Genomic DNA, 25,332 nt, shown 5'->3' with positions numbered 1-25,332 from the left:
TGACTATTTTATTATTAGAATGAGTAAGCAATACCAACACGGTATTTAGCTTCACGATCTTTAGACGATGAACTGATATCAGAAGACCAGATTTCAGCAAAAGGTTTCCAAGAACCGAACTTGTAGTTTACTTTTAAGCCAGCATCCCATTCCCAGTCATCACTATTATAAAGAAGTACGTTATCCAAAGATTTTACATAGTTTGCTTCGTAGGAAAGGCCAAGCTTAGGTAGAGATTCAATTTTGTAAGAACCCGTCAGTGTAACTTTAGACTTTTGAGCTGATTCTAAACGTTCGCCAGTTTCAGAATCTTTGTCACCAAATTGTGTGTGGTTGCGGAAATCAGCATATTCATGACGGTAACGAATAGCGGTCGTTAAACCCATGTCTGCTTTATAACCAACGCGGAACTGAGGTTTGAACGTAACCTTCTTCATCTTCCAATCGCCATCATTAGCATTAGGTTCATCCCAATCCCAAGCAATAGGCATACCCATTTGTAGATACCAGTTGTTGTCTATTTTGTATGTCGCTGTGTTATCAATCTCCATACCATAGATGTACCAATTGCCATCGTAGAAGCTTTTACTGTTCGCTGATTTAACAGAACCTGAATCTTCATCGTAGTATGAATCATCAGTGTGAAACTTAAGTTCTAGGCCAGTAGAGTGCTTCCACTTGTCTGAAAGTTTAAAGCTTTCACCTAGCTTAACTCGGTGCTGATGGCGAGCGTCTACGTGAGCCGTATCACCATTAGTCTTTGTATAATCCGTCGCAGCACGATACTCGTAACGATAATCAAGAGATGCACCAGCAGCTGTGCCCGCTAAAAGAGTACATGCAACAGCTGCAGCAATTTTTGTAACAGAATTCATACCTTTGTCTCACTATTATTTTTTTATTCTGGATACATCCAATGTACCCCTGGCTCACAAACTAATACCTTATATGGTATTAAATTAATGTATGACAAATATAGTATTTATTCCTAGGGTAGATTTCTGTGAGATCTATCAAAAGTTCCGACTAATGGCCTATTTATATAGCTAAATGTTATGAATATCCCAATTTACGGCTTACCAATCAAATCAATCATGACTCAGTTCTCATATTAACAAACCTTGTAAGCTCAGTTGTGCGCATGTGTTAAAATAATACAAATATAAGAGTATTCCCACGCTTTCATATCGATGTTCTAGTTATTGTGGTTTAAACATAGCGGAGCATGTTGAGGGGTATAGATATAAACCTCCGTCAAATGTTTGGTAAAAGTTAAAAGATGGCGAAATGTAAATTCTATTTATTGATTGGTTTATTTAAGTCGAAGAGAAAATATTTAGTACTAATTCGTGTTCAAAAGTAGTTTTTGTGCTGAGAGTGTACTCAGTATCTGTTAACAATAAAGGATGAGTCATGTTTAAGAAAAACATATTAGCAGTGGCGTTATTAGCGACTGTACCAATGGTTACTTTCGCAAATAACGGTGTTTCTTACCCCGTACCTGCTGATAAATTCGATATGCATAATTGGAAAATAACCATACCTTCAGATATTAATGAAGATGGTCGTGTTGATGAAATAGAGGGGGTAGCCATGATGAGCTACTCACATAGTGATTTCTTCCATCTTGATAAAGACGGTAACCTTGTATTTGAAGTTCAAAACCAAGCGATTACGACAAAAAATTCGAAGAATGCGCGTTCTGAATTACGACAAATGCCACGAGGCGCTGACTTCTCTATCGATACGGCTGATAAAGGAAACCAGTGGGCACTGTCGAGCCATCCATCAGCAAACGAGTACAGTGCGGTTGGCGGTACACTAGAAGCGACACTAAAAGTGAATCACGTTTCAGTTAACGCAAAGTACCCAGAAAAATACCCAGCGCATTCTGTTGTGGTTGGTCAGATTCATGCTAAAAAACACAACGAGTTAATCAAAGCAGGAACCGGTTACGGTCACGGCAATGAACCACTAAAGATCTTCTATAAGAAGTTTCCTGATCAAGAAATGGGTTCAGTATTCTGGAACTATGAACGTAACCTAGAGAAAAAAGATCCTAACCGTGCCGATATCGCTTATCCAGTGTGGGGTAACACTTGGGAAAACCCAGCAGAACCGGGTGAAGCGGGCATTGCTCTTGGTGAAGAGTTTAGCTACAAAGTGGAAGTGAAAGGCACCATGATGTACCTAACGTTTGAAACAGAGCGTCACGATACGGTTAAGTATGAAATCGACCTGAGCAAGGGTATTGATGAGCTTGACTCACCAACGGGTTATGCTGAAGATGATTTCTATTACAAAGCGGGCGCATACGGCCAATGTAGCGTGAGCGATTCTCACCCTGTATGGGGGCCTGGTTGTGGCGGTACTGGCGATTTCGCTGTCGATAAAAAGAATGGCGATTACAACAGTGTGACTTTCTCAGCACTTAAGTTGAATGGTAAATAGTACATAGCATAACCAATAAGCTAACTAGACGCAGTCCTTAAGGAATATTATCGAAGACCACTTAACCGATTGTTGAGTGGTCTTTTTGTTTTATATGAGCTTTAAGATGACTTTGGTATTAATGTGACCTTGGTGACAATTTGACCTTGGTATCAAAGAGGGTGTACCTGAAGCCTACCAATGAAAAGTACAGCTAAAACAAAACAACCTTGTCAAAAGACAAGGTTGTTTTAGAAAGTTCGAGTAAAGATCTGGTGGCAATTAGATACGGAGTTTAGTCATACATCAACTCTTTGGCTTTGTCGGCATCAAACTCTTTAAGAGACTTACGAGCCAAGTGACGGAATGGGAAAGCTTTAACTATCTCTTCGAATGGTTGGATAGCAAACGCCCAAAAGATAGAACCGTCTAATCCAAAGATGATCAATGCACACAATGGAATTGAAATTACCCATTGACCAGTAAAGTTGATTTTGAAGACTGCGGTCGTTTTTCCTAGGGCTCTTAATACATTCCCATGAACCGTGTTGTAGCCACGAACAATCGGTAAGAAGATGTAGAGTGGGGCGATAACGGCCAATGCTTGATAGGTAGACTCATCCAAGTTCGGGTAAATGTCACCAATAACCAGACTTAATCCTGCGAACAAGATTGCACACACAAAAGAAATGACAACCGCAATATCAATACTGGTATCGACATTTTTGACTAGGTCATCCATCTTTTTAGAGCCAATCGCTTGGCTGATAGTAATCGCGGAAGAGTGAGCCCAAGCAGTAATAAATTGAGAGACAGCCCTGATCCAAGGCATCACTAAAGTAATCGCAACATACGCGTTGATGTTAAGTTGCGAATACAGTAACTGATAAATCGTTGCGCCAATCAATAGCATGGTTACATTTGCTGCGACAGGGAATATCTCGATAAAGTGACGGCGGACGTTTGTCATGAACTCAGATCGCTGGGCGTCTAATTTGAGTGAAATTGCTGAGCTCAAATACACGCAAAGAACCAGATACACAAGGCGAAGGGTGATAGCAATAACACTGCCTAGCGCGGCGCCTTGAACACCAATACCTTCGAAATTCGAAAAGCCGTGAATGAGTCCATAAGAAAGTACAGCGTTGATCGGCAATTCAATCAAATACCCTTTAAACGGTATTTTGGTTCTACCTAATGCATTAAATAGGGCGATAATCACTTGCGTTAATGCTGTGAAAATGACGAGATACTTTGAGATATCAAGGTAGTGGCTAATTTCTAGGTAAAGGGCTTTATCGTCGGTTAAGGCTTGAATTAAAGGCTGTTCTAAAAAGGTGAGCAGAAACCAAAATATTGTCGCGATACCTAAGTTGATGAACAGACCTGCCCAAAACGCTTTGGATAATGAAGCGGTGATGCCAGAACCCACGGCGCGGCTCAATACTAGCTGAGTGCCGTTTGCCAGCGCCATTTGAATACCGAGTACAAAGGCAACCATAGTCGTCGCAATTCCCATGGCAGCCAAAGGTATTTCACCAAGAGGAGAAACCAGCAGTGTATCGATCATCAACATCGACTGCATCAATATACCGTTTAGGGCTAGGGGCCAGGCGAGAGAGAAATTTTTCCTTACATACGATTGTGTAGACACAAACAACACCTTATGTGTAACCGTAAGTTTTCTCTGAGAGGACCCGAGTTCAACATTTAAAGATGAAACACTACGGTAATGGATGGTTAAAAATGGGCGCTAAAACTGACTGACTCGTGTATTGGGATACACGAGTCAGTCTGGTCAGTCTTGGTTATGCGATGGCGAGTTCAACCCTAGACAGCTTTTGATTTTCATCATCAAGTAAAGCTTGAGAGGCTATTCGAGCCTGATTCGCATTGCCTGACATAATCGCGTCGTATATGGCTTTGTGCTCTTCTAAACAGAAACGACCGCCTTCCGCAGAGTGGTCGATAAATTGTTTGAAAATCGTCGACAGAATGTTCGCGAACGGAATGTAAAACTGGTTGCCCGTCGATAAGAAAATCGTTTGGTGAAACAGATGATCGTTGGTTGTCCACTCTTGATAATCAAAGCCGTTTGCCGCGATGGTCATCTTTTGGAAAAGAATCGAAAGCTCTTTGCGTTGCTCTACCGTAGCGTTGGATGCTGCAAGCGCACACGCTTCTGGGTCAATCGCTTTTCTTAAGCCCAAGAATTGAGATAAGAAGGGTTTGGTGTCTTCTAAATCTTGGATCCAATACAGTAATTGAGGATCTAAAAAGTGCCATTGCGTTCTTGGTTTGATACGAGTGCCCACTTTAGGCTTTGATTCAATCAACCCTTTTGCTGAAAGCAGCTTAGTGGATTCTCGAAGGGCAGTTCTGCTGACTCCAAAGATCTCGCACAGCTCCATCTCGCTAGGTAACTTCTGATTTTCTTTCAACTCGCCAGACAAGATTTTGCGAGCAATTTGTCTCGCGACTTGAACATGAATTCGGCGGCTTGAATCTTCCACCAATGTAAATATTGACATTTAAACCACCTGAAATTGAAACTTTGAAAACAAAAAAAGCCAGACGAATCTGGCGCTTAGTGTCAGTGTATACGTCTAATATAGTGTGAGGTTTTCCCTCATCTACTTGGGTCTGATGACCTTATTTAGTGTGACGATCTTAACGACTTTATATAACTTAATGAGTTTATATAAGTCAGCTAGCTAGGGCGTTATTTGTCCGCCGTTAACATCTAGGATTTGCCCTGTGATGTACCCGCTGCAAGCGTGCGATGCAAAGAAAGCAAATGAAGGGGCAACTTCATCAATATTGCCAAAGCGTCCCATTGGAATATTGTTAGCAATGGTCGCTTTCAGATCGTCGCTCTTGCCATCGTGAAATGCGGTGTCGATCGTGCCCGGTGAAACAATGTTGAAACGGATATTGTCTTGCGCGAACTCTTTCACCCAATTGCGGTGAATGTCGTGTAACCACGCTTTAGATGCGGCATAGATACCAGCACCCACACCACCGCCTTCGCGAGCGGCAATAGAGCCCGTGCTAATCACACACGATGTTTGCCCCGATAGAGCAGCAGATGCACGCAAGTGTGGTATAGAGAACTTAGTTGTCATCAGCGCGGATCGAACATTTAGATTCATCACTCGCTCATAAAACTCGTCATCGATATTTTCTAGATTTGCACGCCCACCAAGGCCACCTGCGTTGTTAATCAACACATCCATGCCGCCAAAATGGTCGGTGAACTCTTTGACTAACCTTTCGCACTCTAATGTGTCCATTAGGTTTGCAGGAAAAAACGCAACATCGCCACCCAATGCGGTGAGTTCGGTAAGAACGTCATCGACTTTTGGGCTGAAAGCACGACTATTGATGCCAATCTTTGCGCCGTACTTTGCAAAAATGCGTGCAGTAGCTAAGCCCATACCAGCAGTAGAGCCAGTAATTAAAATGCGTTTGCCTTTTAAATCGTTAAACATCAGAGTCGCCTATATTGTAGATTATTTGCGTTAATAAATCATACAATAACACTTGCCATATTCAAGAGTGTTCATCTAAAAACTGATCATTACCGACATAAATAGTGAGAGTAAGAGTGGTTTTGTGAGTTCACGCATACAAAAATGTGTAAATAAGAACTATTTGTATGAATAAATGGGTTTGTTTGGTTTGATAATCTTAATACTTACAAGATTATCAAAATAATGCTCAAGCCTATATTGGTCGTGACCTCACGTTATTCTGATGCTGAGTTGGTAGAGATATAAATCAGTGTTATAGTACGAATTAAATAATACATATCTAATAAGTAAGTAGACACATGGCTGGTCATTTCAATTCTATTTCAGGCTCTAAGCGAAGCCTTCATGTGCAAGTTGCACGTGAAATCGCCCGTGGTATTTTGTCGGGCAATTTGCCTCAAGGTTCTATTATCCCTGGTGAAATGGCTCTGTGTGAGCAATTTGGCATCAGTAGAACAGCATTAAGAGAAGCGGTTAAGCTTCTTACTTCAAAAGGCCTATTAGAATCTCGCCCTAAGATTGGTACTCGTGTTGTTGACCGCGCGTTCTGGAACTTCTTAGATCCACAATTGATCGAATGGATGGACGGTTTGGCTGATACTGACCAATTCTGCCATCAGTTTTTAGGCTTGCGCCGTGCCATCGAACCTGAAGCTTGTGCGTTGGCCGCAAAATTTGCAACTGCGGAACAACGAATTGAACTATCAGAAATTTTCCAAAAAATGGTGGAGATATCTAGCGAAGAGATTCTTGATAAAGAGCGTTGGCTAGATATTGATATGAAGTTCCATAGCCTAATCTTCAACGCGACAGGGAACGACTTTTACTTACCATTCGGCAATATCTTGACGACTATGTTTGTTAACTTTATTTCTCACTCTTCTGAAGAAGGAAGTACCTGCATTGAAGAACACCGCCAAATTTATGAAGCAATCATGGCGGGGAACAGTGATAAAGCGCGTCAAGCGTCAGCGAGTCACTTGCTAGAAACGAACCACAGGTTACCAATCGCTAGTTAATGGTTTTAAAAAGATTTTTACTTTGAATCTTTGTTGGAACTAATTCATTGGAACTAAAAGGCACACCAGGAAAGCACGTTTAATACGTGCTTTTTTTGTATCTAAATTTGATGGAAACCTGACTGATGTCCAATATTTGACCTATTCTTTGCTGTTTTGTTAAAACCACTAGCAACCAGTCTTGTTAGTTATATAATAATACTAATCAAATTATTGCGAGTGTGATTATGCCTCAGTCTTTATTACCAAATATTCTTCAGTTTATCGGTCAGATAGACCCTTTCGATAAGATCCCTAAAGAAGCGCTGCGTGAACTTGCCTCTAATGTTCAGATAACTTACCTCGGCAAAGGGGATGTGGTTGATCTGTGTGAATCGGGCAAGGAAAAGTCGCTCTATATCATTCGAACTGGCTCTATGGAGCAACGAAAATCGGACGGTGTGCTTCGTGCACGTCTAGGTAGCGAAGACTTGTTCGGTTTTACATTCTTAGATTCTGAAGTTAACGATGAGAAAGGCTACAGAGCCATCGCAATTGAGAACACCTTACTTTATGTGATTCCACACTCGGCACTTCAAACGCTTTTCAAAGCCTTTCCAAGTTGCGCAGAACACTTCGCTTCACAGGCGCAGGTTCGCTTAAAGTCAGCATTGGATGTGGTGTGGTCAAATAAAGAGAAAGGCCTATTCATTCGTAAAGTCGAGGAAGTAGCAAGCGGGCAGGTGGCCATTGTTAAGTCTGAGCAAACCATCCAGTCGGTTGCGGTTGAAATGCTTCACCAACGCTCACCGTGTGCGGTGATCTATGAAGGTGACACCATTGTTGGTTTGATCACCGACCGAGACATGACTAAGCGAGTGATCGCCCACGGTGTCAGCACTGATAGCCTGATCTCAGAGGTAATGACACACTCTCCACTCACAGTGAAGCCGGATGATTTAGTGCTGCATGCTGCATCTATAATGATGCAATTCAATATCCGTAACTTGCCCGTCGTGAAAGAGAATAAGGTCGTTGGTCTCCTCACCACGTCTCACTTAGTTCAAAACCACCGTGTCCAAGCGATCTTCTTAATCGAGAAAATCAAATACGCGGGCAGTGTGAAAACCATGTCTTCGTTTACCCCAGAGCGACAAGCTATTTTTGAAGCGCTGGTGGAAGGCAAGGTTGCACCGGAAACCGTCGGTAAGGTAATGACCATGATCATGGATGCCTACACCCGCCGATTGATTCAGATCGCGATTGATAAGTTAGGCCCACCACCGTGTGATTTCTCTTGGATCGTAGCCGGATCGCACGCGCGTAATGAAGTGCACATGTTGTCGGATCAAGACAGCGCGATTGTACTGGCTGATGATGCGACAGACAGTGACCGTATTTACTTCAAACACTTAGCGATGATGGTGACCAACGGGTTGGCAAGCTGCGATTATCCGTTATGCCCAGGTAAATTCATGGCAGCGACGCCAAAATGGTGTCAGCCACTCAATGTTTGGAAGCACTACTATAAAAAATGGGTCGCCAACCCGGAGTACGAACGCCTACTCAACATCAGTGTGTTCCTAGAGATCCGTACTATTTATGGCAACAGTGAGTTCGAAGGCATTCTTCGTGATGAGCTGCATACTAATATTCGCGGCAACCGTGAGTTCCTAAGTACGCTCGTGAAAGATGCGGTCAATACCAATCCACCTTTGGGTATCTTCAACAGCTTGGTGTTAGAAAAATCGGGCGAGAACAAGAAAACCTTGAACGTGAAGAAATACGCCATCAACTTGATTATTGATTTAGCGCGTATTTATGGCCTTGCTGTAGAGTGCGACTTGTCGGCCACTGATGAACGTTTCGCTGCTGCCAATGAAAAAGGCATGCTGAGCGATGACGCATTTAAGAACATTCTGGGTGCTTACCAGTTCATTCTCTCTTTCCGATTTGGTCATCAACTTGAAGCGCTGAAGAACGGGGATGTGCCTGACAACAACATCAACCCAGATAGCTTCGGTAGCTTTGAACGTAAGCACTTGAAAGATGCCTTTAGGATCATAGCTGATCTCCAAGAGGCGGCGAAAATTCGTTTCGGAGCGCGCTAATGAAATCGTTTTTAAATTACTTTCATCCGCTTGAGCGAATTAAACGTAAACGTAAGCAATATCTGGGAACGGTTAAGTTGCCAGAAGCGTTACATGATCTCGTAGATCAGCCTTGCCCTGAAATGACGGACTTGGCCAAAGACAGTGACTATATCGTGTTGGATCTTGAGACCACGGGTCTAGACAGCGAACAAGATCTGATTCTGTCCATGGGTTGGGTCGATGTGGTCAAGGGGCGAATAGACTTAGCGTCCGCCAAGCATATTTACCTGGATAACGATTCGCAGATCAACGCCGAAACCGCCGTGATTAACCATATTACGCCGCAAATGTTGGAAGAGGGCGCTTCTATTCATGATGCGATGCTGACGTTCTTCGAAGCCGCGAAAGGCAAGATTATTGTCGCGCACGCGTGCATGGTAGAAGAGAGGTTCATTAGCCAATATCTTCTTCGTTGCTATGGTTTAAGAGCGATTCCTCTGCTTTGGCTAGACACATTGTGTATCGAAAAGAGTATGGAGAAAGCGATCAGCAACCATCAAGAAGTGGATTTGACTCTAGCAGGCACTCGCCAAAGATACGGGCTTCCTGAATACAACAACCATAATGCGCTTGCTGATGCAGTATCAACTGCAGAATTGTTTTTAGCTCAACAAAAGAGAGTTGTGCCTAACGATGACGTGACCGTTGCATTTCTCTATCGGATCAGTCACTAGGGTGAGGAGCGTTAAGTACTCGGCTCTTATTTGAATTAATTGATTTGAAAGAAGAAAAGCCAGCGATTAAGCTGGCTTTTGTTTAGGTCTTAGAAAATTAGGACAGTAATTATCTTAGATTATTTATATAGCTATCGATTAGAAGCTGTAAGTTAGACCAACACGGCTACGTAGTTCACGAGTCGCTTTAGTCGATGAAGTGCTCACATCACCAAACTCTACATATGGTGCCCATTGGCCCATCATGTGGCGAATACTTGCGTTCAACTCGTAGTTGGTGTCGTCGTTGTCGTAGATGTCATATCCATCCGCTTTGTAGTAGTTACCTTCTAAACCAAAGCGCCAGTTTTCCATTGAGTAGTTAACGTTTGCCGTTAGACGGTGACGACGCTGGTTACTATCATTTTCATAAGTAAGGTTTCCGTCTTCCAGAATTGGTTTTCCGTCAGAGTCAGTTGCAATTGATTTCGTGTTTTGTCTCATATCGTAACGGTAACGAGCACTTAGGCTTAATCCGTCGATGCTATCAACGCTGTATGTAGCACGAACTTGAGGTTTGTACGTAACACCAGATTCGCGACCTTCAATTGGCATACCGTAAGTCATTGTCCAGTTATCGTTTAGTACATGACGGTAATTTAGACCAAGCTCCCAACCGTTATTCTTCAAATCTTCCATGAATTTACCGTCTTCTCCCTTGAATTTCGCTTCGATATCTACAAGGAAGTTGCCAATGCTATCGCCCAGTTTTACACGAGTAGCGTGTTGTTCTGTATGACTCTTGTATTCGTGTCTCATATCGAAAGACGCCGCAGATACAGAGCCAGCAGCGAGTACAGATGCCACAGCAATCACGATTTTAGTTTTATTCATGGTATTAATTCCATATTTATAGGTTGAGTATTGGCCATAATTACAAGCCAAATAGAGTAGTTCTTGTCTTCAATGCATTTTTTTGTTGAAACGATTTCTTAGCCATTTCAAGTTTGTTTTGCATTTAAATAATACAAATATGCTAACGATTTGAAGGTGCATGATCTGTGAATTGGATCGTGTTGTGGAGACAAAACCACTATTTACAAAGGGTTACAAAGTCAGTTTTCCTAGGTAAGTTTATGATTTTTAGTGTTTTATTTGTCTGTTGATAATGGTTTTTAAGGGTTTTGTTCATCAATTAATGTGCGCTACAGCAAAAAATTGAATCTTTAGATGTCATTTTTATTTGTAATACATTATTATTTACTAACTTTCTGTAGCAACACATAACTTTGCTGTGTTGATTGCATGAACTGACGCTGCGAAGCGGATAAGTAAAAATGATTTAAAGGCTCAATGGTTAGAAAGGAAAATGGCTAAAAGCCAAAATACTTTAAACCGCTAGGCATTTGTTTTAGGTGTTATAGAGCTCGACCAGAGATGATTTGAAATGTAGTAGGCAAGGCAGTGACATAGCCTGCTATATAGATATGAACTTGATAGGAATGAACAGGGTTCCAATGGTTACCCGTTGTTCTTATTAGCGACAAAGAAGAAATCGTTGAAGTGCTTGCGAAAGCATTTTGATTATTGCTCCCAACTATTCTAATTATAACTTCTGCTTTCGTTTAGAAAGGTAGGAGACGGTAGTCGAAGATCTACCCTTGCGCTCATGTTGATACAGGCAACATGAGCGTTTTTTTATCTGAAATTTGAGTAGAGAGTCGTTTGAAGCGCAATAAGCGTGTAAGCCGTGGCTTAAGAGCTAGGCTTTTAGGTTAATGACAGCGCGTTTAAGTGAGTTTGTCTGTTCTACTACTGAAGTTGCAGAAGCGGCGTTTTTTGAAGCGCTCGTTACATTTGTCAGTGTCAGCTGTTTAATGGCATCTACGTTTTCGATGATCTCTGACGTAACTTCACTTTGCTCCTTCATAGCATTGGAGACTTCTAAACTGTTATTTAGAATGGTTTCCATGTCTGCGATAACCGATGTGATTCTTGAATGTGCCTTCTCACAAGAGTCGACACTGCTGTTACCTTTTTCACAACAATTTTGAATCGTGTTAACCACCATTTGGGTTTGATCTTGAACCCCTTGAATAATGGTTGAGATCTCTTCGGTTGAAAGCTGTGTTCTGCCAGCCAAGGTTCTCACTTCATCGGCGACGACCGCAAAACCACGACCTTGCTCTCCAGCGCGCGCTGCTTCAATAGCGGCGTTCAAAGCGAGTAGGTTGGTTTGTTCAGCAATGTCTTTAATCACTTCTAGTACGGTATTGATCTTTTCTGAGTGCACAGAAAGACGATTCACTTCTTCACTCGCACTCACTAAGTCAGTTGAAAGCGTATTGATTGTGTCTCTGGTGAAGGCCACATCGTTCAGGCCATCATTTGCCGTGGAGAAGCTGGTTTGTGCATTTGCTGAAGCATTTTCACTATTGGTCGCAACACTTTGGATATTGCTGCCCATTTGATTTATCGCGGTCGCAATATTTTCTGTTTGTCGTTGCTGCTTGTTTAAAGCGCTTTCCACTTCTATGCCGTCGTGTTGCAACTGGTTCGAAATGTTGCCGAGCTCTTGGATCGACCCTTGTACTTGACCAACAAGTTGACGAATATCTTCTAATACGGTGTTAAATGACTTGGCAATATCCGCAATTTCATCTGAACTGCTGTCTTCCGCTTTAACGGTAAAGTCACGTTGTTGGGATACGTGCAACATGGTTGCGTTTAACGAGGCTATCTTCTTAGCGACACGCGATGAGATCCCAAAGGACAGCGCGATCAGTAATCCAGTGACGGCGATTACGGAACTCACAATAAACGTAGTGATGGTTTGTTGAATCGATTCGACCTGTTGTTCTAAACGACCTTCAACGCCGGTAAATATCGAGATGATATCTTCAAACAGCATTTTCATTTCTGATTTCAGTTCGCTGACCTTTGCTGGGTTGCGTTCTATCGCGTCTACCATCAAGGAAAAATCTTTGTCGTATTGTTTTACTTCTCGTGTCAGCTTGTCTAACTCTGGTACAGCAATATCTGACTCTTTGAGTAAAACAGAGAAGTTATTCATCAACTGTTGGAAGTGTGAATACTCTTTGGCGAATTTAGGCTTGAGGGCTTTGTCGTGGCTGATCAGAAACTCTAGTTCCGTTCGATTTAGTTGAAGCATCGAAACTTCAAGCGACTTCACCTTGATCAGGGTTTTCTCAAGTTTGATCAGCTTTAGGTTTGCCATTTCAGTAAATGAAACGACAACCAATAAAGAGACAATGGATAAACAAGCAAGGCTAAAAAGGGAGGTTTTAATTTTCATAGGCAGGCACCAAAGCAAAACAATATGACTCAACAACGTATTTGGGAATCTCGTTTCTCTTATTTGCGTGATCAGTAGCTTACAAGCGGATAACTGGGATCTGACTCGCAAAGGAAGCGTTTGCTTACAGTATTTTATGGAAAGGTTATGCGCAAGTTAAATATTTATTATTTTCAATGACTATTGGTGATTGTTTTATCACTAGATGGAGTGCTGTAAATAATAACGAGAGATTGAGGTATAGTCGGACCAAAGTGATGAGGGGAAGTGGTAGAGAAAAGAGCAAGTGAAAAAGCCACGAACATTCACGCTTAGTCACATGAATGCTCGTTTCTATTGTCATGTCTTCTCTTGTTGTGTCTCTTGCTCTTGTCGCTTAATTTTAGACGGATAATTGCAGACGGATAATTGCAGACGGATAATTGCAGACGGGTTAGCAGCAGTCGTTTATATGTATGAGACTAACCCTGTGAGATCCGTTTTTTAGTATTAGCTTTCCGTCGGCATCCAAACCTGCTTAGACGTGACTTTGTGGTCTTTAAAGGTCAGTTCTTCAACCTTGTCTCCGTTAGCATTCCAGCGAGTGAGTTTCCCGTTTGCTACTTCGCCTTCATCAAATTTCGCTTGGCTGGCCTTATTACCATTAGGGTAGTAGTCCGTCACTAATCCATCTTTTTGCCCGTCACTGAATTCGGCTGTTAGGCTTTGTTCGCCGTTCGGATACCAGCGCGAGGCAACACCCGACAGTTCATTGTCTTTATAGTTGAGCTCCGCTTTTTTCTGTCCGTTTGGATACCAGGTCTCGGCCTTACCTTGCAGTTCACCTTTAACGTAATTCACTTTAGAAGCAACTTGGCCATTTGGGTACCAGTTGGTTTCTAACCCAAGTTCCAGACCATCGGCAAATTGAGCTTGGGTCGCTACTTGGCCGTTATCGAACTTCTCTTCAAATTGACCAGTAAAGGGTTTTGAGTGGTTGACTTGATAAGCCACACCTTTGCGCATTTGTAAGTAGTCAACAGCATCATCGCTGGTGGCTGCATAGCTCATAGAAGATACCGTACTAAGAGCAATTAAGATTGGAACGTATTTCTTCATAATGACACCTTTTTAATGGACGTGGGGAAAGTGTAACTGGTGTGTTAAAAGCATTTCACTTCCGAGAACCACTGTCAGCATCTAATAATGGTTTTCAAGTTTTCATTAATGACGGACTGATATAGGGAACTTTTCAGAGCAAATTTTCACTTATATTTGTAATACAAATGTGTTGGTTTGATTCATTTTTATAAATTATATCTAACGATATTTTTGCTGTTCTTCTTTGAGCTTTGATCGTGACAAATAATAGTTCTTGTCGATAATTATTCGTTTTTTAGAGGGTTGGCTCATGTTTTTCGGGGTTTTTGTCGAAATCTAGTACGGATAGCTGCACTCACTTGAGAAATTATGCTCGCAGGTGGTGCAACTTTGAACTCGATCACTTGTATGATTAATTGAGTCTAGTACTGTAAGATCACTGTCACGTATTTGGATTATTGTAGTACAAATATGCTTGTCATATATCTATAGTGAACCTAACAAAAAAACATAAATAAAAGGTCTCAAGATGGAACTCAATACCCTGATAGTTGGCATCTACTTCCTATTCTTAATTGCAATAGGGTGGATGTTCAGAACGTTTACAAGTACGACAAGTGATTACTTCCGTGGAGGAGGTAACATGCTTTGGTGGATGGTAGGTGCAACCGCATTTATGACCCAGTTCAGCGCATGGACATTTACCGGTGCAGCAGGTAAAGCCTTTACTGATGGCTTTGCAGTAGCGATTATCTTCATCGCTAACGCATTTGGTTACTTGATGAACTACCTATACTTTGCTCCTAAGTTCCGCCAACTGCGTGTTGTGACGGTAATTGAAGCGATTCGTATGCGTTTTGGTAAGGTTAATGAGCAAGTGTTTACTTGGTCCGGCATGCCAAACAGTGTTATCTCTGCGGGTATCTGGCTGAACGGCCTTGCGATCATTGCATCGGGTATCTTCGGCTTTGACATGACGACAACGATTATCCTAACGGGTTTGGTTGTATTGGTAATGTCAGTAACAGGCGGCTCATGGGCAGTAATCGCATCTGACTTTATGCAGATGGTGATTATCATGGCTGTGACAGTAACGTGTGCAGTGGTTGCGGTTTACCACGGTGGCGGCGTTACACAAATCATCAACGACTTCCCAACTGATTCATTTATTACGGGCGATAACCTTAATTACCTAAGCATCTTCAGCATCTGGGCAGTGTTCATCTTCTTAAAGCAGTTCAGCATCACGAACAATATGCTGAACTCTTACCGTTACCTTGCGGCTAAAGACTCAAACAACGCACGTAAAGCAGCACTGCTTGCTTGTGTGCTGATGACACTGGGTCCAATCATTTGGTTTATGCCTTCATGGTTCATGGCAGGTCAAGGTGTTGATTTAGCAGCAGCTTACCCTGAAGCTGGCAGCAAAGCCGCTGACTTCGCTTACCTTTACTTTGTTCAAGAGTACATGCCGGTTGGTATGGTTGGTCTTCTGATTGCCGCGATGTTTGCAGCAACAATGTCTTCAATGGACTCTGGTCTAAACCGCAACTCAGGTATTTTTGTTAAGAACTTCTACGAGCCGATTCTTCGCCCTAAAGCGACAGAGAAAGAGCTAATGGTCGTTTCTAAAATAACGTCTACTTTCTTCGGCATCGCGATCATCTTGGTTGCTCTGTTCATTAACTCTCTTAAAGGTCTGAGCCTTTTCGACACCATGATGTACGTGGGCGCGTTGATCGGCTTCCCTATGACGATTCCAGCATTTTGTGGCTTCTTTATCCGTAAAACACCGGATTGGGCTGGCTGGGGCACGCTAGTAGTCGGTGGTGTGGTTTCTTACTTTGTTGGTTTCGTTATCACAGCGGACATGGTTCAAAACTGGTTCGGTCTGAACGAACTAACAGGCCGTGAATGGTCTGACCTGAAAGTGGCTATCGGCCTTATCGGTCACATCATATTTACTGCTGGCTTCTTTGTTCTTTCAACGCTGTTCTACAAGCCATTACCGGCGCACCGTGAGAAAGACGTAGACAAGTTCTTCAACAACCTGGCGACACCATTAGTTGCTGAAAGTAATGAACAGAAGAAACTGGATAACAAGCAACGTCGTATGTTGGGTTCACTTATCGCGGTAGCGGGTGTGGGCGTAATGACTATGTTTGTACTGCCAAACCCAATGTGGGGACGCATGGTATTCGTTCTGTGTGGCTTGATTGTGTTCTCTGTTGGTCTGTTACTTGTTAAAGCAGTCGATGACAAAGTCGAGCAACAAGACGAAGTGACTCCAGCCGAAGGCTAATTTAATACGCATCCTAAATAACATCACGGCCACCTAAATGGGTGGTCGTCATTTTTATAATCCAAACTTTAACGTGAGATGTACGATGAACAAAAAACTATTATCGGTAAGCATTATTAGCGCGTTCACGCTCGCTTTTGCAACAGGCTGTACAACACAAGAAAAAACAGCACCGGTAGTCAGTGTCGCTGAACAAGCTACGCCTGCTATTAGCGAAATCGACCGTAGTTACTTATTGAGTAGTGACCGCTTAACTGAGGTGGATGGCAATACAATAAACGTTGCATCAGAAGAGCAAGTAGCCGCGCTTAAAGCACAATTTGAAAACCTAAAAGATGGCGACGAAGTTGTTATTCCTAACGGTAAATACGCGAACTTAGGTCAAATAACTATTACCGCGAATGACATTACCGTTAAAGCAGAGCAAGCCGGTTCTGTATGGTTAACTGGCCTAGTTCAGTTTGAACTTAAAGGTGATGACATCACGCTAGATGGCTTAGTCTTTACCGAAGGTGGTCCAAACGAAAGATTTGGCGGCGTTCGAATGATGGGCGACAACAACACTTTACAGAATTCAACCTTTTACTACTTTAACCACGCTTATGAATATCAACCCGATGAGCGTCGTTCTGAATACCCGAGATACCTGTGGGTTTCTCTGTGGGGTAAAGACGGCAAAGTGATCAACAACCGCTTTGAAGGCAAACAAAAGCGCGGTACGTTGATTGGTGTACAGAAAGATGATTCTGCAGACAATCACTTGATTGCTAATAACATCTTCATGGATCAGAAACCGAATCAGTTTAATGAATTCGACATCAAAGAGGCGATTCGTTACAACGGTAATAGCTGGGAAGCACTTCGTATTGGTGATTCAAAATCCTCTCAGTGGGATTCCAATTCAAAATTCGTGAATAACTTGATGATCGACATGGATGGCGAGCGCGAGCTTGTCTCAGTTAAGTCGGGTGGGAACACAATTTCTGGTAATACAATTTTTGAAAGTTCTGCTTTGATTTCTTTGCGTCATGGTAAAGGAAGTAGTGTTGAAAATAACATTATTCTAGGTAATAAAAAGAACTTAACTGGTGGCATTCGAATCTATGATGAAGACCATGTTATCCGTAATAACTACATTGCGAATACACGTGGACGTGACGGTGTAATTGAAGGCAATGCTGACCTACGTGGTGGTATCGTGATTAATACAGGTATCATTGATGTGGCAAACGGCGAAGAGCTAGATCAGTCGGTTAAAGGTAAAGAGCTTAACAAACAGTGGACGCCTAAAAACATCACCATCGAGAACAACTCATTGGTTGATACACAGTGGGGCATTATCTATGGCAATCAAACTCACCGTGTGAGCCTGTTCAATAATGCCGAAGTTGAAAAGATTTATGCCGGTGTTGATATCGCGTTTAATAATAACGTTGTCGATAATTCAGAGTCTCCAGAGTTTGTCAGTGTTCGCGCAACGGAAGATTATCCGTTAGTGGACGCAACGTATGACAATGAAACATATGTTGGCCAAGTGACAGCATCTGAGCAGATTTCGAGCTACTCAGTTGAGCTGCCAAAAATGACGGTTGAGAACGGCATTAACGCTTACCAAGGCGAAGGTGCAGACGTGTCTAAACTTGCGGTTGTGACGGCTGAAACAGCGGGTCCAGATTACGTGCTTGTGAATACAACTAAGTAACTTATTGGCTAATGCTAAACGTTAAACGTTAAACGCTAAATGGTTTGAGCTATCAAACAAATTTACGATAGCTGTCTGGGTCATTAAAACTAAAAAAGCCTCAACGGGTAATGCCTGTTGAGGCTTTATCGATCTTACGTCGTGACTACTGTTATTTATACTTATGCAGCAGATCCCAAGGAATATTGCACAAGTGGTGGTCTTCAGGGAACTGGCTAAGGTGATGCTGGTGGATATCATCACTGGCGGCATAACTGGTCAATGGTAAGATCTCGAGAGCAATGCGGTCTGCATCATCACGAGAGGTAATATAGCGCTCAGCTTCAGTTAAGTGCAGGGCGTTAGTGCTGTAAACACCCGTGCGATATTTCTCACCCACATCGACGCCCTGTTTATTGACGCTGTATGGGTCGATGATCTCAAACAGATGTCCCATCAGAATGGTTACTGAAGTGATGCTTGGGTCAAACTCTATCTGGACACACTCCGCGTAGCCATCATAGTCACTATTATTTGATGTACCGTTTTCTGTTGTATTACTTTTTACGGCATCGATTTTTGTCTGTGCGGAGTTTCCATTCGCACGGCCTGCTTCTGTGCTGATGACACCCGGAACGTATTTGATAAATTCTTGTACACCCCATAAGCAACCGCCCGCCAAATAGATTTGTTCCATACTTACCTTTTACTTCTCTGTGTTTGTTGTTCGTTCGATGCGTGAATCAATATAGTGATACACGCACGTATAAAAAAGCGTGTATACAAAATAAGTGTGCACATAAAAACAAGTGTTTAGGTATTGTAAACCTGTGCGACTGAACAAACATAAGTCTAATAGGATTTGTGATTATATAAGCTAGTATTGCGTTGTCACCACCCCGAATTTCAAGATTAAGTGAGCGTTAGCCAACCATGTTTGATCAAATAAAAGATTTCATCAATCCGAGTAAGAATCCAGACCTCACACAGGCTCAGGAATACCAACGTCTGCATCTGCCGACGCTGTGGCTGTTGGGCAAAACGGGAGCGGGCAAGTCATCGTTTATCCAAGCGGTCACGGGTGATTCTTCTATTGAAGTGGGGAATGGCTTTGCTCCATGCACTATGACAGCAATGTCGTATGAGTTTCCTCAAATTAAGCCGGTAATGCGATTCCTGGATACCAGAGGGTTGGGTGAGGCGGATTATGATCCTAAAGAGGATCTAGAAGAGATCGGCCAAGCGGGTAATGCGTTAGTCGTGGTGATGAAAGCCGATGAGCCTGAACAGTCTGCCGTACTTACAGCTCTGAAACAGATTAAGAAACAAAAGAAGATTAAACACTTGTTGCTTGTTCATACGGCGGTTTTGTCTTCCAATGAAACAGACCGCGCAAGACAAATTCAATTCAACATCAACCAAGTAGAAACGGTTTGGGGTAAGGGATTGGAATCGGTCGCGGTGGATTTCGAAACGGATGACTTGAGCAATAACAGTGGCTCAGTTTACAACTATGACATCTTGTTAGAAAAGCTGACCAACATCCTTCCTGTTATTGGAATGATGGTGGTAGACAAAGAGCATTCCACTCAAGAAGAAGCCAACTTTGACCAAGTCGAAAACGAAGTGCTTTGGTATGCGGGAAGCGCTGCGGCGAGCGACCTGATTCCGGGTGTTGGCTTAGTGTCTGTACCTGCGATTCAAGCGAAAATGCTCCACAGTTTGGCGAACCAATATGGGGTCGAATGGAACAAAAGAGTCTTCAGTGAGTTGATAGGCACTTTGGGAAGCAGCTTTGCTTTGCAATACGGAATGAAGCTGGGCACTCGACAGCTGATAAAGCTTATTCCTGTTTATGGTCAAACGGTCGGAGCGGTAGCAGCAGCGGCCATGAGTTTTGGCACCAGCTATGGTTTAGGTCGCGCGGCTTGTTTTTACTTCTATCATAAGAACAAAGGCGAAGAAGTCTCTGAGAAAGAGATGCAAAAGATTTACAAAGAATCCCTGAAAAAAGGTAAGGCGGCGTCGGGCTATGAAGAAAATTAGAAACCTATTTCGATTATTGGCCGTTCTGTCTAGTGGGCGTTGGGGCATTGCTCTGATTTCGGCCATCTTCCCGAGCATTATCATGATGGCTTTTGGTCTTTTTTTGGCGATCAAATATGGCTACCTATTGGAAATGTCGATTGCCATTGCGGTGAGTACCTTGGTGTTCACCATTCCTTTATTCATTTCTAGCCGTTCTTCGCGTAAACCAACTTATAGCGACTCTTCTTCACATGATGAAAGTGATGATCAACCTGAAGGCGGAGCATCGCCCAAGAATTCAGACATCAATGATGCGCTGGTTAAAGCGTCTGATGAATGGTCTCAAGCAGAGCTATCAATCTGGAACGATTCGAAACACCATGTACGACAACAGTTAATGGTCGACATCGAGTGGGGTAATCTCGACCAAACCGGTTTAGAGGTACTTGAGTTCGTCGCCAAAAAGTTTGATAAGAAATCACTCGATTTTTCAATCCCTGAAGGGCTGAAGCTGTTTGAAGAAGTGAGCCGACGATACAAGTTGGTGGTACGGGAACACATACCGGGAATTGAGTATCTTAAGGTTTCCTATATCAAAGCGGGCTACGAAGCCTATGACAAGTACGGTGAGCTAGGGCAGAAGATCGTTAAAGCCGCTATCTGGGGCAATCACCTTAAGAATCTGTATTTGAACCCGCTAAAAGTTGTTTCTGATTTAGGTCGAGAGCAAGCGACATCATCTATGACCAAAGGCGTGGTGGATGACATGCAATACGCCGCGAAACAAGCCTTACTCGATGAGGTGGCCGCGGTAGCGATTGATCTCTATAGCGGTCGATTCAGCATTGAAGATGAAGCATTAAGAGCGTCTGATGTTTCTGAAATAGATGAACAACGCTTTGCACCAGAATTAGAGCCAGTAAGAATTGTGCTGGTGGGGCAAACAAGCTCAGGTAAATCGTCACTGATTAATGCGCTCAAGCAGGAGCTCGTTGCCGAGGTGGATGTATTGCCATCAACCGACACTTCAACCGTATATAACGCGTTTGTCGATGACAATGATGTTCGAGTGGTTGATCTTCAAGGGCTGGATGGTAATGCCAAAACCGAAGCTCTAATGCTTAAAGAGATGACCCAAGCCGATGTTGTACTTTGGGTTCTTAAAGCCAATCAATCGGCTCGTGAACTGGATAAGCAATTGAAGGGCAAGTTTGATGCTTTTTATGACGATCCTAAAAACATCTCACGCAAGAAGCCAATCGTTGTTTCGGTTGTGAATCAGGTCGATCGATTAAAGCCTGTTGATGAGTGGCAACCTCCGTATGACTTAGAGAACCCAACATCGGCCAAAGCAAAGATCATTGCTCAAGCTCTCGAATACAACCATATATTGCTGCAGTCTGATATCGTGTTGCCGCTCGCTATTGCGCCAGAAAAGACGATTTTTGGTTTAGAAGCACTCAAGCAGATGCTAATCGAAGGCATAGCTGATGCTAATAATGTGCAAAGAAACCGCCAACGTTTGGAGGCAATTAAACGGGGAACATCGGTTAAAGGTCAACTGAACAAAGTAGTGAAGGCCGGTAAGAAGGTCGCACCAAGTGCATTGAAGGCAGCGACACCAAAACTGGCTGAAATGGCCATCAAGCAAGTTGTGAAGAAAAAGTAAGTCATTCATTGCGAATACGGTTCTGGTGGGGCTTGAGGCTCATCAGAACTTAGCTATTCTAGATCGGCGATTTTTAGTGCTTGGCTTTATTAGATGATAGCTTTTTAGAAAACAGCCATCTTCGCCCCTTATTAGATAAGTATTGAGTTTAAAAGAGATTCGATATTATTAAGTAACTCAACGAACTAGTTTAATAGTATATAAACGGATGGAATTCACAGTTTATATAACATGCTATGGTATTTAATTGCCATTCTAAATATTGATCACATTTATACTTTCTTTCGCTGTATTTATAAAACAATTACACTATATTTAAATTTCGGATCACCTTGATTTCAACGTAGGGATATATTGTGAACATGTATCTGAAATGGCAATCAACCACATGGCTAACCTTGTTAGCTTGGTATACTTTAGATCACCAGCTCTCGTTTCACCTTTCTTCAGAGTAGTACCCTCTAGGCGTCACGCGCCAGCAGAGCCCTTGAGCTTTGCCAATCCTGTTAATTTTGTCTTTAAGAAGCTTCGTAACCCATGCGGCCGCTATTTGTGTTGTTGTGCATGAAGTTCTTATCTATTCGTTATTATTAATTGGATCCTAATCAATACGTTATTGATTAAATAAATTATTTCTAGCTATTAATTTTTCATCGTAATTATCACGAGAGTGATCGTGCGTGAAATTAAATTAATGGTGATGACTCGTGACATTTAAAAATAATGAATTTGGCTTTTACTGTTTAGGCTGAATTTGTTGAAAGGTACTATTATGGAAAACTTCAAGCATCTACCAGAACCGTTTCGTATTCGCGTTGTAGAACCAGTAAAAAGAACAACCTCTGCATATCGTGAGCAAGCCATTGTTGACGCGGGCATGAACCCATTCTTACTGGATAGTGATGATGTGTTTATCGATTTACTGACCGACAGTGGTACAGGTTCTATCACCCAACGTATGCAAGCCGCGATGTTAATGGGGGATGAAGCTTACAGTGGTAGCCGAAGTTACTATGCATTGGCGAATGCAGTGAAAGATATTTTTGGTTACCAACTGACGATTCCAACACACCAAGGACGTGGGGCAGAGCAGATCTACATTCCTGTTCTTATCAAGAAGCGTGAAATGGAGAAAGGACTCGATCGCAGTAAAATGGTCGCTTTGTCGAACTACTTCTTCGATACAACACAAGGTCACACTCAAGTGAACTGTTGTGTAGCGAAAAACGTCTACACCAAAGAAGCGTTCGATACTTCAGTGAATGCCGACTTTAAAGGCAACTTCGACGTTGTGAAACTGGAAGAAGCGATCTTAGAAGCGGGCGCTGCCAACGTTCCTTACATCGTGAGTACCATTACCTGTAACTCTGCTGGTGGACAGCCGGTATCAATCGCGAACTTGAAAGCTGTGTATGACGTGGCTCAGAAGTACGATATTCCAGTGATTATGGATTCTGCTCGCTACGCTGAAAATGCCTTCTTCATTCAACAGCGCGAAGCAGGTTATCAAGATTGGACAATCGAGCAAATCACGCGTGAGTCTTACAAATACGCTGATGGCTTAGCGATGTCTGCTAAGAAAGATGCGATGGTGCAAATGGGTGGCTTGTTGTGCTTCAAAGACGATTCTTTCATGGATGTGTACACAGAGTGTCGCACCTTGTGTGTCGTGCAAGAAGGCTTCCCAACCTATGGTGGCTTAGAAGGTGGCGCGATGGAGCGTCTTGCGGTTGGCCTGTATGACGGTATGCGTCAAGATTGGTTGGAGTACCGCATTGGCCAGGTTCAATATCTCGTTGATGGACTAGAAGCAATGGGTATCGTGTGTCAGCAAGCAGGTGGACATGCTGCGTTTGTAGATGCGAGTAAACTGCTTCCTCATATTCCGGCAGGCCAGTTCCCAGCGCATGCTTTAGCGTGTGAACTTTACAAAGTAGCGGGTATCAGAGCGGTTGAGATTGGTTCATTGCTGCAAGGCCGCGACCCAGCAACAGGTGAGCAACATCCATGTCCTGCAGAATTATTGCGCTTAACCATTCCACGCGCGACGTACACACAAACCCACATGGATTTCATTATCGAAGCATTCGAGAAAGTAAAAGAGAATGCTGGGAAAGTAAAAGGGCTCGACTTTACCTATGAACCGCCTGTGTTAAGACACTTTACAGCGCGCTTGAAAGAGGTAGAAACCGTTGAAAAACATACAGAAAAAAAGAATGAACAAACGCTCGAAGAAGCATTTTAAAATAAAAACATAAGCGAATAGTCACTAGAAACATAATCAAAGGCTCCCCCGGGAGCCTTTTCTTTTGCGGAAGTTTGGAAGTGAAATCGTGGGCGGTGAGCATGAGCGGATTGATTGAGGCTACGCTTGTTTGTTTTTCAGGGTCGATTTCAATATTTGGAATAACCACTGATTCAATGGAGCATCTTTCTGAGAACGACGGCAACTCATCACATAACTCACATCAATCGTAAGATTTTCTGGTAAATCAATGCTGCGACACCCTTCTGGCACACTGCCATCTAGGGTGATTCCAAAATAATCGGATTTCAGCACAATATCGTGGATCATTGCGGGGTGATCGGCTTCCACTTTTGGATCAACATGAAATCCGATATTTCGAAGGCGATCGAGAATAGGGTATTTATTGTCATTCCAGCCCGGGGTTTTAAATAAGATGATTGGATAGTTGACGAGCGATTTAAAGCTTTGTGCTTTATGATCTTCTCTCACAAAGAATACGACTTTTCCTTTTCCAATCTCTTTCTGTGAAATGGACTGCGGCAGGCTTTCATTAAAGTAGTGAACGGCTATTGCGTCTTCACCCTCGATGATTCTGTTTTTTACATTAGTGCTCCATCTCTCCAGTGAGAAGCGAACATGCGGGGCTCCTTTACTCAGAGTGAGGTAAAGCTTAGAACCAAAGCGCTCCCAAAAAAGTGTATTGGCGTAGATTTTCACATCTCCCTGATAAGATACAGGGCAGAACTCTTGATGCTTTATCGCCTCGACACTGCTTAGTATCTGCTCAAAATTATCAATATTGTTTTCAATAAATGTCGTTGGTTCGAACCCATGCTTGGTTTGAATGAACAGTGGGTCGTCCAGTTGTACTCTTAATTTCGAAAGGTTCTTACTGATCGCCCCTGGGGTTTTTCCTAGCGATTCTGCAACTAAGCCAACATTACGAAGCTCATACATACGTTTGATGACCAAGATATTCTGAATATCGAGATTGATGTCCACAAGTACTCCGAATTGCTTAGATGATAACGATGCTAATCTTTGGCGCAGTGAAAGCCTAAAGACCATCTGACTCTAATATCATAATCATCACTGCCAGCTTTTAAGACAGCACAACGTCAAGATGTGAACTATTTCTTTGATTTATCAACGAGTTTCCATTTAGTAAATATTGGTTTTCCTCGAAAAGCTGATATTCGGTTGTTAAAGTTATTTCAACAAAGAAACACAACAACCAAACA

The 25,332-nt window shown here is 42.7% G+C and carries 18 protein-coding genes; 9 read left to right on the top strand and 9 right to left on the bottom strand.

Going from position 1 to position 25,332, the window contains the following annotated elements; all coding sequences use genetic code 11:
- Positions 1-14 precede the first annotated feature (14 nt).
- The gene (locus L3V33_RS18225; protein ID WP_054547413.1) at positions 15-875 is read right to left on the bottom strand and encodes an oligogalacturonate-specific porin KdgM family protein; all 861 of its coding nucleotides are present in this window, start codon (positions 873-875) and stop codon (positions 15-17) included.
- A 538-nt stretch (positions 876-1,413) separates the two neighbouring features.
- Here L3V33_RS18225 and L3V33_RS18220 point away from each other — a divergent pair.
- Positions 1,414-2,451 carry a polysaccharide lyase family 7 protein gene (locus tag L3V33_RS18220; RefSeq protein WP_054547414.1) on the top strand — a complete coding sequence of 346 codons (1,038 nt, stop codon included), beginning with the start codon at positions 1,414-1,416 and terminating at the stop codon, positions 2,449-2,451.
- A 274-nt stretch (positions 2,452-2,725) separates the two neighbouring features.
- On the opposite strand, the gene L3V33_RS18215 is transcribed toward L3V33_RS18220, so the two are convergent.
- The 3 genes from L3V33_RS18215 to L3V33_RS18205 form a co-directional block, all read right to left on the bottom strand.
- Positions 2,726-4,093, bottom strand: coding sequence for an MATE family efflux transporter (locus L3V33_RS18215; protein WP_114633648.1), 1,368 nt, complete (start codon positions 4,091-4,093; stop codon positions 2,726-2,728).
- A gap of 145 nt (positions 4,094-4,238) precedes the next feature.
- Positions 4,239-4,961, bottom strand: a complete 723-nt coding sequence (locus L3V33_RS18210) for a FadR/GntR family transcriptional regulator (protein ID WP_004733529.1) — start codon at positions 4,959-4,961, stop codon at positions 4,239-4,241.
- Between the two features lie 183 nt (positions 4,962-5,144).
- Positions 5,145-5,921 carry an SDR family NAD(P)-dependent oxidoreductase gene (locus tag L3V33_RS18205; protein WP_054547415.1) on the bottom strand — a complete coding sequence of 259 codons (777 nt, stop codon included), beginning with the start codon at positions 5,919-5,921 and terminating at the stop codon, positions 5,145-5,147.
- Positions 5,922-6,262: 341 nt separating this feature from the next.
- On the opposite strand from L3V33_RS18205, the gene L3V33_RS18200 reads away from it, so the two are divergent.
- The 3 genes from L3V33_RS18200 to L3V33_RS18190 all read left to right on the top strand — a co-directional run bounded on the left by L3V33_RS18200 (position 6,263) and on the right by L3V33_RS18190 (position 9,788).
- Positions 6,263-6,982 carry a FadR/GntR family transcriptional regulator gene (locus tag L3V33_RS18200; RefSeq protein WP_054547416.1) on the top strand — a complete coding sequence of 240 codons (720 nt, stop codon included), beginning with the start codon at positions 6,263-6,265 and terminating at the stop codon, positions 6,980-6,982.
- Between the two features lie 227 nt (positions 6,983-7,209).
- Positions 7,210-9,072: a DUF294 nucleotidyltransferase-like domain-containing protein gene (locus L3V33_RS18195; protein WP_065204762.1), complete on the top strand. Its 1,863-nt coding sequence runs from the start codon at positions 7,210-7,212 to the stop codon at positions 9,070-9,072.
- Positions 9,072-9,788, top strand: a complete 717-nt coding sequence (locus L3V33_RS18190; RefSeq protein WP_171313003.1) for a 3'-5' exonuclease — start codon at positions 9,072-9,074, stop codon at positions 9,786-9,788. The genes L3V33_RS18195 and L3V33_RS18190 overlap by 1 nt, the downstream gene beginning before the upstream one ends.
- Before the next feature lie 138 nt (positions 9,789-9,926).
- Here the strand turns inward: L3V33_RS18190 and L3V33_RS18185 are convergent, their stop codons facing one another.
- From L3V33_RS18185 to L3V33_RS18175, 3 genes are all read right to left on the bottom strand, one after another.
- Positions 9,927-10,661 carry an oligogalacturonate-specific porin KdgM family protein gene (locus L3V33_RS18185; protein WP_237290983.1) on the bottom strand — a complete coding sequence of 245 codons (735 nt, stop codon included), beginning with the start codon at positions 10,659-10,661 and terminating at the stop codon, positions 9,927-9,929.
- Between the two features lie 868 nt (positions 10,662-11,529).
- Positions 11,530-13,083, bottom strand: a complete 1,554-nt coding sequence (locus L3V33_RS18180) for a methyl-accepting chemotaxis protein (RefSeq protein WP_237290982.1) — start codon at positions 13,081-13,083, stop codon at positions 11,530-11,532.
- A gap of 489 nt (positions 13,084-13,572) precedes the next feature.
- On the bottom strand, positions 13,573-14,181 hold the full coding sequence (locus L3V33_RS18175; RefSeq protein WP_017081006.1) for a toxin-antitoxin system YwqK family antitoxin: 609 nt from the start codon (positions 14,179-14,181) through the stop codon (positions 13,573-13,575).
- 511 nt (positions 14,182-14,692) lie between these two features.
- Between L3V33_RS18175 and L3V33_RS18170 the strand changes: the two genes are divergently transcribed.
- Entirely contained in the window at positions 14,693-16,465 is a 1,773-nt protein-coding gene (locus L3V33_RS18170) for a transporter (RefSeq protein WP_237290981.1), read from the top strand.
- A gap of 85 nt (positions 16,466-16,550) precedes the next feature.
- Positions 16,551-18,167 carry a polysaccharide lyase 6 family protein gene (locus L3V33_RS18165; protein ID WP_237290980.1) on the top strand — a complete coding sequence of 539 codons (1,617 nt, stop codon included), beginning with the start codon at positions 16,551-16,553 and terminating at the stop codon, positions 18,165-18,167.
- Positions 18,168-18,318: 151 nt separating this feature from the next.
- Here the strand turns inward: L3V33_RS18165 and L3V33_RS18160 are convergent, their stop codons facing one another.
- Positions 18,319-18,843 (bottom strand): peptide-methionine (S)-S-oxide reductase, encoded by a 525-nt coding sequence (locus tag L3V33_RS18160; RefSeq protein WP_237290979.1) that lies wholly within the window; start codon positions 18,841-18,843, stop codon positions 18,319-18,321.
- A gap of 236 nt (positions 18,844-19,079) precedes the next feature.
- On the opposite strand from L3V33_RS18160, the gene L3V33_RS18155 reads away from it, so the two are divergent.
- The 3 genes from L3V33_RS18155 to tnaA all read left to right on the top strand — a co-directional run bounded on the left by L3V33_RS18155 (position 19,080) and on the right by tnaA (position 24,088).
- Complete coding sequence (locus tag L3V33_RS18155) at positions 19,080-20,192, top strand: GTPase (RefSeq protein WP_237290978.1); 1,113 nt, start codon at positions 19,080-19,082, stop codon at positions 20,190-20,192.
- Positions 20,179-21,843: a GTPase gene (locus tag L3V33_RS18150; RefSeq protein WP_237290977.1), complete on the top strand. Its 1,665-nt coding sequence runs from the start codon at positions 20,179-20,181 to the stop codon at positions 21,841-21,843. The genes L3V33_RS18155 and L3V33_RS18150 overlap by 14 nt, the downstream gene beginning before the upstream one ends.
- 772 nt (positions 21,844-22,615) lie before the next feature.
- Positions 22,616-24,088, top strand: coding sequence for a tryptophanase (gene tnaA / locus L3V33_RS18145; RefSeq protein WP_237290976.1), 1,473 nt, complete (start codon positions 22,616-22,618; stop codon positions 24,086-24,088).
- Between the two features lie 120 nt (positions 24,089-24,208).
- On the opposite strand, the gene L3V33_RS18140 is transcribed toward tnaA, so the two are convergent.
- Positions 24,209-25,093, bottom strand: a complete 885-nt coding sequence (locus L3V33_RS18140; protein WP_237290975.1) for a LysR family transcriptional regulator — start codon at positions 25,091-25,093, stop codon at positions 24,209-24,211.
- Positions 25,094-25,332 lie beyond the last annotated feature (239 nt).

It is taken from the genome of Vibrio sp. A2-1, assembly GCF_021728355.1.
In the GTDB taxonomy this organism is placed as follows: Bacteria; Pseudomonadota; Gammaproteobacteria; order Enterobacterales; family Vibrionaceae; genus Vibrio; species Vibrio splendidus_K.
The sequence above is the reverse complement of the archived record's forward strand: the minus strand, read 5'-3'. Positions and strand labels throughout refer to the sequence as shown.